Source organism: Brevibacillus sp. SIMBA_040, from assembly GCF_046535075.1.
Taxonomy (GTDB): domain Bacteria; phylum Bacillota; class Bacilli; order Brevibacillales; family Brevibacillaceae; genus Brevibacillus.
Window position 1 is genome coordinate 239386 of the sequence record NZ_JAWRXI010000009.1, and the last position, 14569, is coordinate 253954.

The following is a 14569-nucleotide window of genomic DNA, read 5'->3' on the forward strand; positions in this document are numbered from 1 at the left end:
TTCAACGTGATGCTACTGGGGCAATCCCTTTGCTTCTGCCCACTCTTTGTATGTCCGTGCTGAGGTATAACCTTTCTCGCTATCAATACGATAAGCGCGTTCGCGCTCCAGCTTCTCTGCAACTTTTGATTTCAAAACAGGTCTCCAGTACGATCGGCAATTTGGATGATTAGGGATTCGCTCCCTTTCACGTCCAGGGTTCTCCGCAGTATCGTAATCCAATGGGTATCGCTTCCCATCAAGTTTTCGACACTGTGAGGACGTCCGCTTATCCAATGTCGCACAAAACTCTTTTTCGCTTATAATGTCAGCATTAGCTTGGTAAGCCATCGTTTGCCCTTGAGCAGCGGCCCGGTTTAATTCTGTACGGGCTAGTCTAACTGCACTAGACCAATTCTCTTCCGTTCGCAATGTAATTTCTTTGGCTGTCCGTGTGATGCCCCAACCTTGGATAGCTGATTGAGTTATCACATCCTCCATTGCTGCTGACAATAAATCAACCCTTGTGCGGATTCGCTTTGAAAACGGTCTTCCAGCCCAACGGGTTTCAATTGCAGACATCACCATTCCACCGTTTATTTGAGGTATATTAACTCCGATTTTCAACTCATCTTCGATAAAGTACAAGTGATGGAAGATGCTGTTTTTGTACTCCTCCCCCCATGCAAATCTTAATTGGGATTCTTCCTCTAAACCTAGTGCTACTAAGGTATTATTGATAATCCCCATGATACCCTCAAGTCTATTTGCATTGTGGACGAGGGATTGCATGCTCTCGCCACTTTCTGTGTAACGAGAATAGAGGTTGGTGATTTCCTGCACGATGTTCTTATTGGCTTTGGTAAATGCCTTTTTTAATTTAGCCCCATGCTTCAAGATGCGCGCTTCTAGTTCCTCTTGATACCGTTCTTCTCTGCTCATGCTGCGTCACCATCTGAATGATCTTCAACTGCAGTTGCTGATTCATCTTCTGGCGGCTCGTCGCTTTCCATTGCGTCAGGATCAAGCATCCTCAATCTACGTTCGGTTTCCTCGTCCTGTTCATCCAACAGTTTTTCACGCGATGCGCGCGGATCGTCTACAAACGGCAGCAGCGCCAGCCTTTCCTCATGCGACAACTGACCAACCAGCTTGGTCACGATTTCAACCATTTCCACCAAGTTCACTGGCATGTTCTTGCTGAATTTCACATCAATCAGTTGGTAATCCCACTGCTTCCGATATTTCTGATTCAGCATCCCAGTAAGAATACGAACTCTGTTACGGAATCCCTTACCATATTGGCGCATTTTCATACCAGCTTTTATGTCTGCATGGTAAAAGATGATCTTCAATGCGATTCCGGACGGAGCTGTTCCCACTTGATCAGGGCGTAGATGCGGTGTTCCGGTTTGATCAAGCAGCGATTCGATTAATCGGTTGATCGTGTTTTCTTCGTGTTGATCCTGCAAATCCCAAGTAATCGGCACCGCCTTACCACCAACAAGAATCTGAGACGTTGCCCACATCTTAGCCAGATATTCCTTTTTCTTCTCTACATCCGTGATTAGGTTCCCTTCTGGATCGTAGAGGATGAGCTCATCCAAATCGAGGTCCTCAAACAATACTTTCGGATTCTTGAAATACTCTTGCACATCTACCTTTCCAGTGACGGCCTTGTTAATCGCATCCATCAATGGCTTAAGGTCTGCAAGGTCACCCATGCCCTCAACCATCCCGTCATCACGGTTAGTTTGATGTTTCCGCCGCCGATTCACAAAGTGCGTCCAGGGAACAACAGACTTTTGCATGACTTTCCCGTCTTGGTCTTTGGCAAGAACCGTGATTTTGTGCAGAGTCGGGTTGTTCTCCCAGCTTGTATCTAGAACAAGTGCAGCTCCCTCTTGTCGCAGGTACGTGATTTCATTTTCATCGTACACCTCGACAATTAAGGTCTTATGATTTCGCGAAGCGTCTGTTAACGTGTAGTAACGAATAACCGCAATTAGTTTTGCTTTAACCGTTGTGTCGTAAACGGCAATACATTCATCTGCTTTGAACTCGGCGATGCAAATCTGTCCATCTTCGTCAAAGTAGTAGTATTCAAAAACCTCACCATCGATCGAACCGTCTTCGATGATGTCGTAGGATAAGCTTTCCTCATCGTTATCCATCAGGACTGTTTGCAGCTTTTTAGTGAGTTCGTCTACTTCTGTACCAGCTTCATTTGCAGAGTAACGAATAGGGTTACTGGCAATGTATGAGGTACCAAAGTCGATGATCTTTCGGGCGAAATTGAGTACGATCTTGTTATTTGGCTTCCCCTTATCTTCAGCTCTATGGAGAATGTCTTGATCACCGTCTACATACTGCCGCATCAAAGCGTAGTTTCGACCTTTGTGCTTGGAGATAAGATCCATCACCCAACGCCATGAATTGTTGGCTTTGTTTTCTTCGTAAAACTGCTCCAAGAGCATCGTTTGCATATTTTTCACCTCCCAATTACATCTTTACTTAAAACAAAGAAGACATGATCGATAAACCGACATGTCTTCTTTGTTTTAAGTGTTATGCTATTAAATGAACCAGCCACAAGAAGTGTCAGTTAATATTGTTGATTAAAGTAATACTTACCATCAATCACTTATACGTTCTGATGTATGTCCAGTAATTTTTTGGATATCGTCTTCGTATTCAAATGCAATGCTTCCACCTAAAGGAATTGAGACAGATCCTGACCAATGTATTTTGTACTGTGTATGAAGGTAATGACTAAATACATCATATCTCTCTCCATTCCAAGAAGATTTCTCAGGTTCAACATCTACTTTCATGTAGCCCCTAATATTTTTAATATACTGTCTTCTATTATTGTTTAAACTAGGGTATTTTACTTCAAACGCGTAACCACCTTCGTCCCGTAAATCTGCTCTATCATCTTTCTTATTATCATAGTACCACTCATTAATGGGGTTTCCATACTTATCATATTCACCATTGAATCCATATAAACGATATTTCAGAATATAATCTTCAGTTCCTGGTATTAGTCGGGCATTACGGCTAACACCAATAGCAAGAAAATCATCATAAAGGTCTGCTGCTGTAAAGCCATATGTTGAACTATTATCCGCGAACTCGAAACGTGCAGATGCTTGGGCATTCCAGTTCTCTTCATCATAGATAAACCATGTTTCTAAAGTAATATATTCATGTCGATCTTCAATATCGTGTCCTAGTGGCGAAATTAAGCCAGATTCAGCAAATTCTTCTTTCTCTTTATTAGCCTCTTGGTTTTCAGTTACTTTAATATCAAACTCTTTTTTGGTAAGTTGCTCGACTACGACTTCACCATCTGGCTCACTGGTTAGCTCATAGTATTCTTGTTTTTTACTAACTACTGGTTTTTCTATAGATAAATAATCTTGAACTAATCCATCCTCTATTAAATCCTCTATGTGTTGATCAGAGAATTTAAAGACTTCCTTTAATTTCTTCATTTCCGTTTGACTCAAGTTGTCATTAGATTTCGCTAAAACCATTGTAGGATCCATATAAAATATAGATGCTAGCAGCGCTGCTGACAATGCAACCTTTGCTTTTTTTAACATTTTTTACACTCCTTGATATATAATTAGAAGAAAACGAAAAGGTGAGGTTACATTGCAAATTAAGAGAAAATACTTTGTCTCTACATTAATTGCGGCATTAGTAGTTACCAATATTCTAACGTTATGGGGATTGGTAAGTACCAAAAGTAACTTAGAACTTCACCAAGAGCGAATTGATGTTGATTTTCAAAGAAGTTTAAGGTCCTTAGCGGCATCATTAAGACAAAACGTTGATTGGGATACCAAATTCAAATTAGCGTTATCTCACGCAAGTAAAGTTCAAATCCTTGTAGATAGTACCTCATTTACTGTAGGTACGACTGAAAAAACCAGAAACGTACTTAGCTACGGATATATGCTAGAAAACTACTTTCAAAATTCTCAACATGCAACAATTGATGAGAATCCCCAAGAATTAGAAGAGTTCATAAAATGCATCGAAGCATTATCTTCTAACCCCTCAGATACTGAGTTCGCTAAAAAACTAATTTCACTTATGGATTAAATATAAATTGAGTTTCATCCCCCCTATACAAAATGTGATAAAAATTTCCATTAACATCCTTTTTTTATCACATTTTGTATATTGATGTCAATTTTTTCATATAAATATAAATTATTGAAATTTTTGTGATCATTCTAATACCTTCAGATCTTTTTATGATGTATCTATTTAATATCTCTGAAATCACCGCTAAATTAGGTAGGAATCTTCCACGGAATAATCTTAAACCGACTGATAAGCAACTGATGGAATACCTTGCTGTTCCAAACCAGATACCGAAGGCCATCCATAGCGTGGTCATTCTCCTTCAATGGCACCTCTGCCCGATCACCAGTAGCACCTTCCGGGTAACGGTAGTTGGTCAGCTCCTGGATAACCTCTTTCAAATGATCAGAGATGAAGATGTTCGGCCTGCTGTTGTCATTCTTCACCTTGAACAGAGTAGAGACAGCCCTTAGTCCTTCTTTCAAGTGTTTCTGTGCTGACTTCGCTGGCAAACCATTGGTCAGGTATGTCTTGATGTTGCTAGCGTCCTCTGAGTCGCACCAAAACAGCTTGATCTTCCACTTTTTCATCAGTTCCTTATCCTGTGCAACCCAGCAGTTCGAATCACCAGGAATAAGAATCTCCATCTGGCGTTTATAAATGGCATCCACAATCCACAGTTCACCATTTGCAGTCATTGCACCGACCAAGGTAACGCCCGGATTGGTGAATCCCCAGTCCTTCCCTGCCTCTATATGAACAAAGTGCCCATCATTAAATTTCTGCTCGCACAGAGCGCGCGGCACTACATGAAGAGCGCGATCAAATTCTTCGTAAACCTGCCCAAAAAACACATCAAACCGGGCGAAAATCTCCCGGTCCACATATCGTTTCGGCATGGTTTCAATCATGCGCTTAATATTCTTCTGAAGCTCCGGCAAAGGATTGTCCTTGCTTGTCCAATAGAAATTTCGCCATTCCGGGTCATTCCGATATTCGTCAAGATGACCGCCTGCCTGCGTATGCTGACCATTTAACACTATGTCATGATAAAACCAGTTCATTCCTTCCGGTGTTGTCGTCCAAACACTCCACCCGCCTTTGTCAGCGAGTGCATACGAGAGATAACCGGTCCACGTCTGCTCCTTCATCTTGGACGCCTCATCAAGCCAAACGCCGTCCAACCCTTTACCGACCAGCGTCTTGGGATTGTCAGCGGATTTAAACTGGATGAGGATATACCCTTTCAACCACACACGATTCTTGGACAAGTCCCAGCTCTCGATCATTTCCTCTGGAATGACCGCTGCCAGCTCTTCTTGCTGAATCTCTGACATGGAATATGTCGGGGAAATGCACCAGTATTCAAGCCGTGGCTTTGGCTTTTTCATTACCTTCAGGTTTCGTGGCGGCTTGTACGGCAAACCCTTGTCCGCCTCAATGTCTGCTAGAATCTTATCGAAACACTTCCGCGCACCCACATTGGTTTTTCCTCCACGTCGCCCACAGTTCATGACAACGTTTCGGGCATCACATTCCATGACTTCAATTTGCTTTGGATGAGGCGTCCAGCCTTCGAATGGATCAAGGTCGAGATCAAGAGCCAGATTTGTCACGCGACCACCTCCGGACGGTGATCTGTTTCTCAGGACCGCCACCGTTACTCAGCAATTGTGCTTTCAGTTGAATAGCTTTTAATTTTTTGTCTTGGACTCTTGTCAGAGCTTCCTCAACGCGAATTATATCCTCAATCACTCGGTACTCGGTTTCCTCAATTTCCGTAATGACCAGTTCATCACGGGTAAGGACGACCGTTTTTGTTTTTCCCGATTTATCATCATTAACCTGGACAGGTTCTTTTACAGTGACTCTCTCATGGAGAACACGGCGCTGCTTTTCAGTCAGACCTTCCTTCAACTTCTGAATTTGAAGCAGCATTTCATACTCGCGCAGAGTAATAAAACGAATTTCTTCTTCCACCTGCTGAACTGGATCAAGGCTAACCCTTTCCAGTACTTCCTGCTGCTCAGGTGTAAGAGCATCCATCCAGAATGATTTAAACTCACCTGTCTTAACTGCATTGGAATTACGCGGGGGAGCACCACCGCCAGCATTGCCTACGGCGTTCTTATTTCCCTTGGGTGCCCCGTGACCGGCTGCATTCTTGTTGCCTTTTGGTGCGCCTGCTTTTTTAGTAACGTTACCTTTGTCATTAGTAACGTTACTATTCAGCTTTGATTCCCATCTGTCCTGATTCTTCCACTTTCTGATCAGCGAATCGCTTACACCAAGATGCTCGGCAATTTGCTTGAGAAGAATGGTTCCTCCGCTTTCTAAGTACATCTTTTCAGCGAGCTCACGATTCGGGCTTCTTGCACGAGCCATTACATATCACCACCCCCGGTTATTTATGTTTGAATCTAAAATATAGTCATGTATTTTTTAATGCTACATAAGATCTGTAAATTGCTGTTTGCGAAGGAGCTCAGTAAGATGAGTGAAATCCTCACAATCTATTCCCTCATCCTTATAGTTGGAATCGGCTTTTACATGCTCCACAAATCAAACTTTTACATCCCACCAAAACATTTTATTGATGATCAGCAAGATGACGACGGTGATGTTGATTGAAATGTTTGATTTCAAAAAAAGAAGAGCGCCTATTTAAGACGCTCTCTTACCTCCCGCTCTAACATCTCAGCTCTTTGCTTTCCATAATCGGTTAGCTTTACGGCTGACATTACAATGTCTTCGGGCCATGGGCCACCATAAGCCCAAGCATTTGACGGAATAGTCACGAGCCCCATTCTCTGCATCTGAATCAAGGCTTTGATTAAAGAATCCACCTTGCCTACCTTTGCAAATGCACTGTAAACCCTTTGCAAGTCTACTTCTTTCTTGTAGGTAGAATACAAAGCTACCAGGACTGTCTCTTGATTGTGTGTCATAAGATGACCATCTCCTCTACGTTTTTTGTTGGACACCTACACTATAAGGAGATGGGGTCACTTTTTAACACTCAGAGCGTATCCTTCTGCAGCTCAATATCAAGCTCGATCAGCTTCTTCAAATCGTCTACTGTCTTGATTTCAATATGACCAGACTGGAAGTCCTTAACCCATTTTGCTATGGCAGCTTTGATGACTTTTCTGTACTGGTCCTTTGACTCCAAAATTCCCTCCATGACTTCCGCCTCGTGCTGAAGAAGCAAAACATCGGAGTCAGAAAGAGAACGTTTGTTTGTATTTTTCATTGTGACACCCTCGGCTTTCCTGTAAAATGGAAAACGAGATAGCGACTTGGTAAAACTGCGGCCGCAGCTCTTCGCTATCTCTGCCGGGAGTGCCCGGTTTCTCTAGGGGGACGTTCGCGCGTCTCCCTTTTGTTATTCCCTCGGCACCTTTGACAGCCATTGCCTGTAAATCTCTTGGGCAATCTTTTTCATCATGACCGGAGGAACAGACATTCCGCATACGTACTGCACATCAGCATCCATGAAATTATAATCTCGTGGAAATGTCTGAATGCGAATGATATCTGTGTCACTAATGAAATAAGGTTCATCGTAGCGAATAAAGCATGAATTGCTTGCAATAGTATTAGGTACACGATCATCCTTAATCAAAATAGAATTGAAATTGCTCATTTTCCCAGCAATCCGTTCCGTGATATCCCCAAAGCTATCGTCACGAGGACGACGCTCCAGCCATCGTTTGTACGTAAGAGTTTTAGGGTCTAAGGCTCTACCCCTTCCAAATCGTATCTCCTTATAGAGTATAGGGCGTTCGTGAAATTCTAGCTTCAGTCTTGGTAGACTCTGATCATTACGATGGGCAATAAAAAAGATGCGCTCTCTTTTCTGAGGCACCCCCATTGATGCGGAATTTAGCAGGAACAATTGCACCTTGTAGCCTAATTCCTTGAATCGTTTTTTCACCAACGTTACGTATCCCTTTGCCAGCCCAATAATCATTCCTCTGACATTCTCAGCTACCACTACACGCGGACGGAGCTTTTCTACCACGTCCAAGAAATCAAAAAACAGGTCATCAAGCTGTTGCTTTGCTTGTCCTTCCCGAAAGTGATGTTCCTTGCCCCATTTCTTCTCGCGCTTTCCTGCTGTTGAAAATACGCTGCAAGGAGGGGAGCCGTCTAATATATCCAGATCGAATAATTCTGCCGGCATCTCAGCATTCGGGATGTTTTTGAAATCCTGTATAGGTATTTCGAAAGGATAGCGTGGGTTGTGATTTCGCTTGTAAAGGGCCATCATTTGTTGATCGATCTCCACATTGCCTAGCATTTCGTATCCGGCCAGTTTGTACCCCATCGTTGAGCCCCCGCCACAGGAGAAACAAGAAAAGACCTTTCGCCCGTTAGATGATATGTGCGCTAGATCATTTAAGCTCCAATCCCATTCAGGCTTCATCTTGTGGACCTTCTTCCGGAATAGGGCCTTTCGGGTTAAAGACGAACCCGCATCGAGGGCAATGACAATCAAATTTCGATTCGTCAAACTCGCTCAGGTCTATTTCCTTGTTGGAGAACTCTGTATCAGCATCACTTTTGAATGTAAACTCACCGATAAGCTTGGTTGCCTCGTCTTCACCAAATCCAGTAAGCGCAATATCCAGCTCATGCTCCTGTAATTCAGCCAGGACAAGCGCAAGCTGCTCCTCATCCCATTCTCCACTGATCTTGTTCAGTGCTATGTTGAGCGCCTTCTCCTGCGTATCATCAAGGACCACAACAGAGACGTCTACCTCAGTCCGCCCTAGCTCGTTAACGAGTATCTTGAATCCTTGATGTCCTCCGACGAGGTTACCTGATCGTTCATTCCAGATGAGCAGCTGTACGTATCCAAACTCCTGAATCGATCGTTTTAGCTTCTCGTATTCTGGATCACCGGGCTGCAAATCTACCCTCGGATTATAAGGAGCAGGATTGATTTTTGAGATATGTAATTTCCGTATGTCCAAGCTGTTCAGCTCCTTCGTGGCAATAAAGTAAGAATAAAGAATATTGCCAGCCCCGAAACTTCTGAAACCCTTGTTGCTGTTGGGCTGGTGCTGTGTTTTGGTGGTGTAACGAAACGACTACTATTCCAGCGGAAAAGTATATGTTTCCTTTCACCGCAAAAAATGCGATTGGCGCTTAGAGCCTCAAGGCTCTGCTGGCTGTTGCCTTCTGGCGACCCCCTAATCCAAATTGGGGTCTTCTCCAGCCTCTGTGATCTCCTGTTTGAACAGCTGCAGGAGCCACGTCTCTGCTGTCTTCCCGTTGAGGGAATATAGCGGATTGATTGCCAATGCTGACCGCCCTTCCAGATCGGTGCGGCGTAGGACGTGCAGCTCAATGAATATCTTCACGATCTTTCGCGCTGTTGGATAGGAGCAGTCAGCGATTCGGGCAAGGTCTTTGACTGTGAGCGGCGTTCCCTTTTGCCCGCGCTCGTTATCGCCCTGCAGGAGGTTTGTTCCCTCGGATGTATACGGAGCGATTTTCAACAAAAAGCCAGCTTCAGCGAGTGACAGCTTTCGTAGCCGTCTCTTTGCCTTTTGGCTGGCTTTGATCTTTACGAATTTTGAGCTGCGGCCGACGGGACGAAATACTTTTACTATCTCATCCGACCGGCGCAGCACTTCCTCGGTATAGAATATTTCTCCGGTATCTGAGTCAACAAACTGACGCACTACATTTCACCCACCCCCAGGCTTGGCATTGCTTCGGCTCTTCTGTTTATCTCTGATGCACTCAGACCACATACATGTTGCCACGTACCGGGAGCCAGCAACTGCCCACTCGCACCCTTTGCAATTATGATTTTTTGCTAAACGAGGCGCCTGTATTGGTCCAGTTCTCTTTTGAACCTTAGCCAAGTGAATCGTCTCCCATAAAAAAAGCCACCCGACATTTTCGACGGATGGCTCATTCACAATTTTTCATGCTCTCATAATAACAGGCAGAACGCCCAATTTTGGTACAAGAAAAGTCCAGGTTTTGCACAAGTTTTGCCTAAGAAATGCCCAATGGAAAAGACGGCTCAAATGACCGCAGCCGTCTTTAAGATAAACGTGACTCTATCTATTGCTCTTGCTTTGTAAAAATCATATGTGCTTTTCGGGACCCTTATAACGTGCTCGTAAATGTACTTGTCCCTTTTCTGTTCGATGAAGCACTTTTCGATTACAGCCCTCTCTTCCGCGGTAAGCGCCCTTAACGCACGATCTACTGCTTTACACATCATTTCGTAGTCCCGGATCATACGTGGCCGTTCTTCCCGCAGAATAATTGTGTTACCTACCACATCACGTCTAGTTCCGCGTCCATCTATATCCCCGCGTGTTCCAGTCCCCTCGGCGTTAGCCATATCAAATTCTGAATAATCGTGGTGTAGACTATCTTCTGCATAAATCTCCACAGCAGCCTTCAACTCAGGGTAAGCTTTCAGCAGCCGTTTTGCCTCTTCTTTATCTTTGGCAGTTACAAACATGTCTAATTGTGCGCTCATCTTCCAATTCCCCCTCGCGGTAAGCCCGTGGTATAATATGGTTTGACGAACGCATATTCGGGCTCCCGGCTGGGGGCTTTTTCTTTTTTTCCCTCCCCCCCTTCTGCTACGGTTAGGTGCGGAAGGGGGTGATTAACATGACTAAACATCTGTATTTTTACGTAAGTTTCGAAGATGCTCTCCGGCTCAATCGGGAACTAACTGAGCTTGGCTATAGGAATTACTATCTACAGCCACATGCCGATCAGGTTGCTTTTGTTTTCGAGCGCGTTTCCGGCATGAATCATGCTATCTTGAAACAATTGTTCAGTGCAGATGGATCGTCACAGCTAGACAGCTAGAACCGCTAGGCTGGTGCTCCTTAATGGGGCATCAGTTCCTATTACTAGACACATGAAATATTTTGTTAAGCTCATTACTCGCTCACCACTCCATTTACAACAAATCCCATTAGTGTTAGAATATTTCCATAATCTTCTATCAAGGAGGTGGTAATATGAAAAAATTTTTTGCTATTTCTTTTGCAATCATGATGGCTATGTCTGTTTCAGGTGCTGCACTTGCAGCTGAAACACAAGGGTGTTATGCACAACGTGTTTGCCAAGAAATTTATTAATTCTACTTGTATAGATTCTCCATATCATTTAAAAAGCTTATCGGAAGGGTACTTTATGTACCCTTTTCTATTTATTAGTCAGCATCTACTCATTGACTTCCTCCTCATCACAATTTCTCTTTTGTTAAATCCATTTCCGTGATGTACACTCCCTGCGTAGCCAGGAATGCGATCGTAACTGCCAATGGTGCAGACCTCACGACAGGTGTATCTGGAGAATACCCATCCTCCCACGCTCTTCCTACATACCCTTGATCTTCGTGAGCATATTCGAGGTATATTTTATGCTTTTTTGCTTCCTCCACCAGCTCGCCCATGCCTTCCCAGGTGGTGGAGAACTTTGGCTCATCAACCACATGACCATCCTCATCGCAGAATATTCCCTCGTCTTCGGATACCTTCCACCCAAGAGCCTTTGCCACTTCTAAATCCAACTCACGTCCTGCTTGCATCCCGTTCCCCTCCCCAATTCCACAGTCCTTGCTGGCCTTTTGCTGGCGCCGGATCGATCTGTTTTACATCTGACATTTCCCAAGCGTACCGTCCGGCTTCAAACCATCCAAAGGAGTCTTCCTTTAGGCAAATCCGTTTCGTTTTCCCGCCTTCACCGTTAAAAAGCACTGGCATGCCACTTTGATAATCGTGTCCGACAGCCCAACAATCGGTGAAGTTTGCAATTGCAACCACTGCACCAGTTGGCAAATTATCTGCTGTAAAGCCGTGTTTCTCCAGCAAGCTGCGAAAAGGCTCTTCCAAGCAAATCTCCTTGTCCACTTTCTTAGCGGCATGAATCGCAATGGGACCGCGGTACTTGGTCGACCAGCTGCGCGTCTCAAATTTCTTTTCACCGAGAGCGATCAGCGTAGCCCAAGGTTGGTGAATAGTGATGGCCTTCATTCTTAACCGCCTCCCTCCATTTTTAAGCGTACCGTTCAGATCCCCATTTCTTATTCAAACCAGCAATGTACCATTTCCGACCTTCTTCAGTTGCCAACCATTCATTGATTTTCTTCGTACCGTTGAACCGTTTCGTTACCCCCATGTTCTTGAAGACGGAAAATGGAATCTCAAGTTGTCAGGAACGATTCGCCACCTTCATCTCTATCAAAGAAATGCCTGATTTCGTAGTACTTAAAGCCGCAGTATTCAACTGAGCAACTTATGGCGATTCGTTTTATCTTTTCTACTGATTCGCTCATGGCTACCTCCTTCTCACAAGTAATGGTTTGTAAAGCTCAATATGGATACAAGCAGCCCTCTAATTGAGTTTCTAGGTCTGCATCTGGATTTTGATGTGCTACTGCTTCAGAGCTTTGTTCGCAGAATGGGCACGATAACGATTTCCCTTTGGCAGTTCCCTTGTCCACCAGAAAGGAGTGTCCGCACGAATCATTCAAGCATTCCCATTTTTCGAGAAGTTGCTTCATACCTTTACCTCCCCATTTATCACTTTGATTAATGCTCTATCTTTGGTATGAGTACGACTCTTGCACCATTTCAAAATATTCATCTGGCAGCACATCCTTAGCAACCTGGCACCAATATCCCAAATCCTGAACAGCTTCTGCCAACTCATCGATCGCCTTCTGTTCTTCGATCTCCTTCCCGGCTAAAAACCATTTGCCATCTTCGTTTCTTTCCAGCATGTGCGCGCCCTTTTTATGCAGACAAACTTTAATTGGCTTCATCATTCTTTCCTCCCTAACTATTGTGGTAAGACCGTTTTATAAAAAATTGTTGTGTATTCATCTACACCGTTTTCAAAACCAACCACTTGATAGCTAACCGAAACAATATCATCTGCTGGAACTTTACTTAACCACTCATTGATAACCTCTTCAGATTCGTTCACGAACAGCATTTTTTGAACGACTTTCATTGTTCTTTCCTCCCTACACAATTTGTAAAGCAGTGATAAGTTTTTATCCTTTTAAAAAGTCAATTTCAAAGCCGCTAAGAAAAACTCTATTTAATTCTTCTTTCTCAAGAACAATGTTACTTTGCAGGACATGCATACCACCATAATTGGTAACAACAATTACAGTCCTTCGTTTTGTAATTCCGTTATCATGCAAACGATCTTGTAAAACCTTCCCGCCTTCACTTTCAAATTCTTTCATTGCAGACTCGATTTTTTCAAACATGATTATCTCTCCTTTACAAAGTGAGCAATCGTTAATCAAGGTAAAATTCTATTTGCTTGTTTCCGCCGATTAATTCAAAGTTTTCCATGATGAAGGCATCCAGCGTTTGTCTGGTAATACCTTTGTGCTCTTCCATGCCGGGCCTACGTAGTAGCTCGTCCATCGCTTCGTGCATGTCCGGGTACATCTCCTTGATGACTTCGACGACAGTCGGCCAGTGCTGGAGGAACCCGCAGTCGTAGAATGTGTTGGTTGTCTTGTCCACCACGCCCATCCCTGTACTTCCGTAGCCTCGACGCTTGAAACCTAGCTCTAGCGCTCGGTACCGCTCGGAATTGAATATGTACTCGAATATCGCTGCGCACTCAACCCACGGCTGTTTGAACGTGATAGCCTCTAGGTTGTTTTCCTTCACATACTGGCGCAGGATGCCCTCCAGCTCTTCGTCTGTCATCGTGTTTAGAAAGTCATAGCATGCGTACTGCTTGGCCTTGTAGAACTTGCCCTCGACAAACTTCTCAACGTAGCTTTGTAGTAGGTGCCTCGTGATAAACAACGGGTCATATGTGAACTCCATAGTAGGCATACCCCAGCCTCCCTTATCTCCTTGAGCAATTTATATATGAACCTTATCTGCTGTCCATCACACGCTTTGCTCTGTGAGGGAACAGCCAGTTTTTCCATGCTTGTATTTCCGCTTGTTTGGGGCTATTTTTCGATCTTTCTGCTCCAATTTTTCCAGATGTAATCTTGTCCATTGGTGGGAGAGTAGCTGCCTTTTCAAAACTCCACCCTCGCCGGACTCGTTGGAAAACTAAACTAGCCGGAATTCCTTTTTGATTAGCCAACGCAAGGTATTCACGCGGTACTTTTCGCCCTTTTTTATCCGCAATTTCTCGGATTACTTCGTACCTGTCCAGTAAAGGGGTTAGTGCCGCCCGCTCTTCTTCCCACCCTAACCGGTGAATACGGTTCATGAACGTTCTGTAGCTAAGTCCATTTTCTTTGGCAATCCTAGCCCATTCGCGCCTATCGGCTTGCGGTCTTATAGGGGTAGTGATAGCCTTTTCAACTCGCCACGCCCATAAGCGTACCCGACGGTTTACCCCTTCCATGTCAATCCCGTTGGACTCTGCAATGGCATATTCTTCTGGCGTAATATAGAACCTGTAACCCTGATTGTTTCCTGTCATTTTTTTCATTCCAATTCTCAACCAC

At 44.1% G+C, this 14569-nt stretch carries 21 protein-coding genes; 2 read left to right on the plus strand and 19 right to left on the minus strand.

Annotated elements, in window-relative coordinates; translation table 11 throughout:
* Window positions 1-12: 12 nt before the first annotated feature.
* The 3 genes from SB752_RS17180 to SB752_RS17190 all read right to left on the minus strand — a co-directional run bounded on the left by SB752_RS17180 (window position 13) and on the right by SB752_RS17190 (window position 3590).
* Window positions 13-921 (minus strand): minor capsid protein, encoded by a 909-nt coding sequence (locus SB752_RS17180; RefSeq protein ID WP_410716834.1) that lies wholly within the window; start codon window positions 919-921, stop codon window positions 13-15.
* Window positions 918-2465, minus strand: coding sequence for a phage portal protein (locus SB752_RS17185; RefSeq protein ID WP_410716835.1), 1548 nt, complete (start codon window positions 2463-2465; stop codon window positions 918-920). The genes SB752_RS17180 and SB752_RS17185 overlap by 4 nt, the downstream gene beginning before the upstream one ends.
* A gap of 150 nt (window positions 2466-2615) precedes the next feature.
* Complete coding sequence (locus tag SB752_RS17190; protein ID WP_410716836.1) at window positions 2616-3590, minus strand: hypothetical protein; 975 nt, start codon at window positions 3588-3590, stop codon at window positions 2616-2618.
* A gap of 52 nt (window positions 3591-3642) precedes the next feature.
* On the opposite strand from SB752_RS17190, the gene SB752_RS17195 reads away from it, so the two are divergent.
* Window positions 3643-4095, plus strand: a complete 453-nt coding sequence (locus SB752_RS17195; protein WP_410716837.1) for a hypothetical protein — start codon at window positions 3643-3645, stop codon at window positions 4093-4095.
* 194 nt (window positions 4096-4289) lie between these two features.
* On the opposite strand, the gene SB752_RS17200 is transcribed toward SB752_RS17195, so the two are convergent.
* From SB752_RS17200 to SB752_RS17235, 8 genes are all read right to left on the minus strand, one after another.
* Window positions 4290-5696, minus strand: a complete 1407-nt coding sequence (locus SB752_RS17200; RefSeq protein WP_410716838.1) for a terminase large subunit domain-containing protein — start codon at window positions 5694-5696, stop codon at window positions 4290-4292.
* Window positions 5677-6465 (minus strand): phage terminase small subunit-related protein, encoded by a 789-nt coding sequence (locus SB752_RS17205; protein ID WP_410716839.1) that lies wholly within the window; start codon window positions 6463-6465, stop codon window positions 5677-5679. Before SB752_RS17205 ends, SB752_RS17200 begins: the two co-directional genes overlap by 20 nt.
* A 275-nt stretch (window positions 6466-6740) precedes the next feature.
* Window positions 6741-7028, minus strand: coding sequence for a hypothetical protein (locus tag SB752_RS17210; RefSeq protein WP_410716840.1), 288 nt, complete (start codon window positions 7026-7028; stop codon window positions 6741-6743).
* A 71-nt stretch (window positions 7029-7099) separates the two neighbouring features.
* On the minus strand, window positions 7100-7333 hold the full coding sequence (locus SB752_RS17215; protein ID WP_410716841.1) for a hypothetical protein: 234 nt from the start codon (window positions 7331-7333) through the stop codon (window positions 7100-7102).
* Window positions 7334-7465: 132 nt separating this feature from the next.
* Window positions 7466-8509 carry a DNA cytosine methyltransferase gene (locus tag SB752_RS17220; protein WP_410716842.1) on the minus strand — a complete coding sequence of 348 codons (1044 nt, stop codon included), beginning with the start codon at window positions 8507-8509 and terminating at the stop codon, window positions 7466-7468.
* Window positions 8499-9059 carry a ParB N-terminal domain-containing protein gene (locus SB752_RS17225; RefSeq protein WP_410716843.1) on the minus strand — a complete coding sequence of 187 codons (561 nt, stop codon included), beginning with the start codon at window positions 9057-9059 and terminating at the stop codon, window positions 8499-8501. The genes SB752_RS17220 and SB752_RS17225 overlap by 11 nt, the downstream gene beginning before the upstream one ends.
* 219 nt (window positions 9060-9278) lie before the next feature.
* Window positions 9279-9773, minus strand: a complete 495-nt coding sequence (locus SB752_RS17230; RefSeq protein ID WP_410716844.1) for a hypothetical protein — start codon at window positions 9771-9773, stop codon at window positions 9279-9281.
* 350 nt (window positions 9774-10123) lie between these two features.
* Window positions 10124-10591, minus strand: a complete 468-nt coding sequence (locus SB752_RS17235; protein ID WP_410716845.1) for an ArpU family phage packaging/lysis transcriptional regulator — start codon at window positions 10589-10591, stop codon at window positions 10124-10126.
* A 137-nt stretch (window positions 10592-10728) separates the two neighbouring features.
* Here SB752_RS17235 and SB752_RS17240 point away from each other — a divergent pair, with 137 nt between their 5' ends.
* Window positions 10729-10932: a hypothetical protein gene (locus tag SB752_RS17240; protein WP_213022483.1), complete on the plus strand. Its 204-nt coding sequence runs from the start codon at window positions 10729-10731 to the stop codon at window positions 10930-10932.
* 382 nt (window positions 10933-11314) lie between these two features.
* On the opposite strand, the gene SB752_RS17245 is transcribed toward SB752_RS17240, so the two are convergent.
* The 8 genes from SB752_RS17245 to SB752_RS17280 all read right to left on the minus strand — a co-directional run bounded on the left by SB752_RS17245 (window position 11315) and on the right by SB752_RS17280 (window position 14553).
* Window positions 11315-11659: a hypothetical protein gene (locus SB752_RS17245; protein ID WP_410716846.1), complete on the minus strand. Its 345-nt coding sequence runs from the start codon at window positions 11657-11659 to the stop codon at window positions 11315-11317.
* Window positions 11643-12104 (minus strand): ASCH domain-containing protein, encoded by a 462-nt coding sequence (locus SB752_RS17250; protein WP_410716847.1) that lies wholly within the window; start codon window positions 12102-12104, stop codon window positions 11643-11645. The genes SB752_RS17245 and SB752_RS17250 overlap by 17 nt, the downstream gene beginning before the upstream one ends.
* 338 nt (window positions 12105-12442) lie before the next feature.
* Window positions 12443-12634 (minus strand): hypothetical protein, encoded by a 192-nt coding sequence (locus SB752_RS17255; protein WP_410716848.1) that lies wholly within the window; start codon window positions 12632-12634, stop codon window positions 12443-12445.
* A gap of 36 nt (window positions 12635-12670) precedes the next feature.
* Complete coding sequence (locus tag SB752_RS17260) at window positions 12671-12895, minus strand: hypothetical protein (protein WP_410716849.1); 225 nt, start codon at window positions 12893-12895, stop codon at window positions 12671-12673.
* A 17-nt stretch (window positions 12896-12912) separates the two neighbouring features.
* Entirely contained in the window at window positions 12913-13086 is a 174-nt protein-coding gene (locus SB752_RS17265; RefSeq protein ID WP_410716850.1) for a hypothetical protein, read from the minus strand.
* A gap of 43 nt (window positions 13087-13129) precedes the next feature.
* Window positions 13130-13351, minus strand: a complete 222-nt coding sequence (locus SB752_RS17270; RefSeq protein ID WP_410716851.1) for a hypothetical protein — start codon at window positions 13349-13351, stop codon at window positions 13130-13132.
* Window positions 13352-13382: 31 nt separating this feature from the next.
* Window positions 13383-13937, minus strand: a complete 555-nt coding sequence (locus SB752_RS17275) for a hypothetical protein (protein ID WP_410716852.1) — start codon at window positions 13935-13937, stop codon at window positions 13383-13385.
* 43 nt (window positions 13938-13980) lie between these two features.
* Complete coding sequence (locus tag SB752_RS17280) at window positions 13981-14553, minus strand: hypothetical protein (protein ID WP_410716853.1); 573 nt, start codon at window positions 14551-14553, stop codon at window positions 13981-13983.
* Window positions 14554-14569 lie beyond the last annotated feature (16 nt).

Bases quoted from the DNA above. Each gene is read 5' to 3' on its own strand.
- SB752_RS17260 (WP_410716849.1), bottom strand. From the start codon at position 12,895: ATGAAGCCAATTAAAGTTTGTCTGCATAAAAAGGGCGCGCACATGCTG.
- SB752_RS17240 (WP_213022483.1), top strand. From the start codon at position 10,729: ATGACTAAACATCTGTATTTTTACGTAAGTTTCGAAGATGCTCTCCGG.
- SB752_RS17280 (WP_410716853.1), bottom strand. From the start codon at position 14,553: ATGAAAAAAATGACAGGAAACAATCAGGGTTACAGGTTCTATATTACG.
- SB752_RS17185 (WP_410716835.1), bottom strand. From the start codon at position 2,465: ATGCAAACGATGCTCTTGGAGCAGTTTTACGAAGAAAACAAAGCCAAC.
- SB752_RS17215 (WP_410716841.1), bottom strand. From the start codon at position 7,333: ATGAAAAATACAAACAAACGTTCTCTTTCTGACTCCGATGTTTTGCTT.
- SB752_RS17250 (WP_410716847.1), bottom strand. From the start codon at position 12,104: ATGAAGGCCATCACTATTCACCAACCTTGGGCTACGCTGATCGCTCTC.
- SB752_RS17265 (WP_410716850.1), bottom strand. From the start codon at position 13,086: ATGAAAGTCGTTCAAAAAATGCTGTTCGTGAACGAATCTGAAGAGGTT.
- SB752_RS17245 (WP_410716846.1), bottom strand. From the start codon at position 11,659: ATGCAAGCAGGACGTGAGTTGGATTTAGAAGTGGCAAAGGCTCTTGGG.
- SB752_RS17235 (WP_410716845.1), bottom strand. From the start codon at position 10,591: ATGAGCGCACAATTAGACATGTTTGTAACTGCCAAAGATAAAGAAGAG.
- SB752_RS17205 (WP_410716839.1), bottom strand. From the start codon at position 6,465: ATGGCTCGTGCAAGAAGCCCGAATCGTGAGCTCGCTGAAAAGATGTAC.
- SB752_RS17180 (WP_410716834.1), bottom strand. From the start codon at position 921: ATGAGCAGAGAAGAACGGTATCAAGAGGAACTAGAAGCGCGCATCTTG.
- SB752_RS17190 (WP_410716836.1), bottom strand. From the start codon at position 3,590: ATGTTAAAAAAAGCAAAGGTTGCATTGTCAGCAGCGCTGCTAGCATCT.
- SB752_RS17270 (WP_410716851.1), bottom strand. From the start codon at position 13,351: ATGTTTGAAAAAATCGAGTCTGCAATGAAAGAATTTGAAAGTGAAGGC.
- SB752_RS17275 (WP_410716852.1), bottom strand. From the start codon at position 13,937: ATGCCTACTATGGAGTTCACATATGACCCGTTGTTTATCACGAGGCAC.
- SB752_RS17210 (WP_410716840.1), bottom strand. From the start codon at position 7,028: ATGACACACAATCAAGAGACAGTCCTGGTAGCTTTGTATTCTACCTAC.
- SB752_RS17255 (WP_410716848.1), bottom strand. From the start codon at position 12,634: ATGAAGCAACTTCTCGAAAAATGGGAATGCTTGAATGATTCGTGCGGA.
- SB752_RS17220 (WP_410716842.1), bottom strand. From the start codon at position 8,509: ATGAAGCCTGAATGGGATTGGAGCTTAAATGATCTAGCGCACATATCA.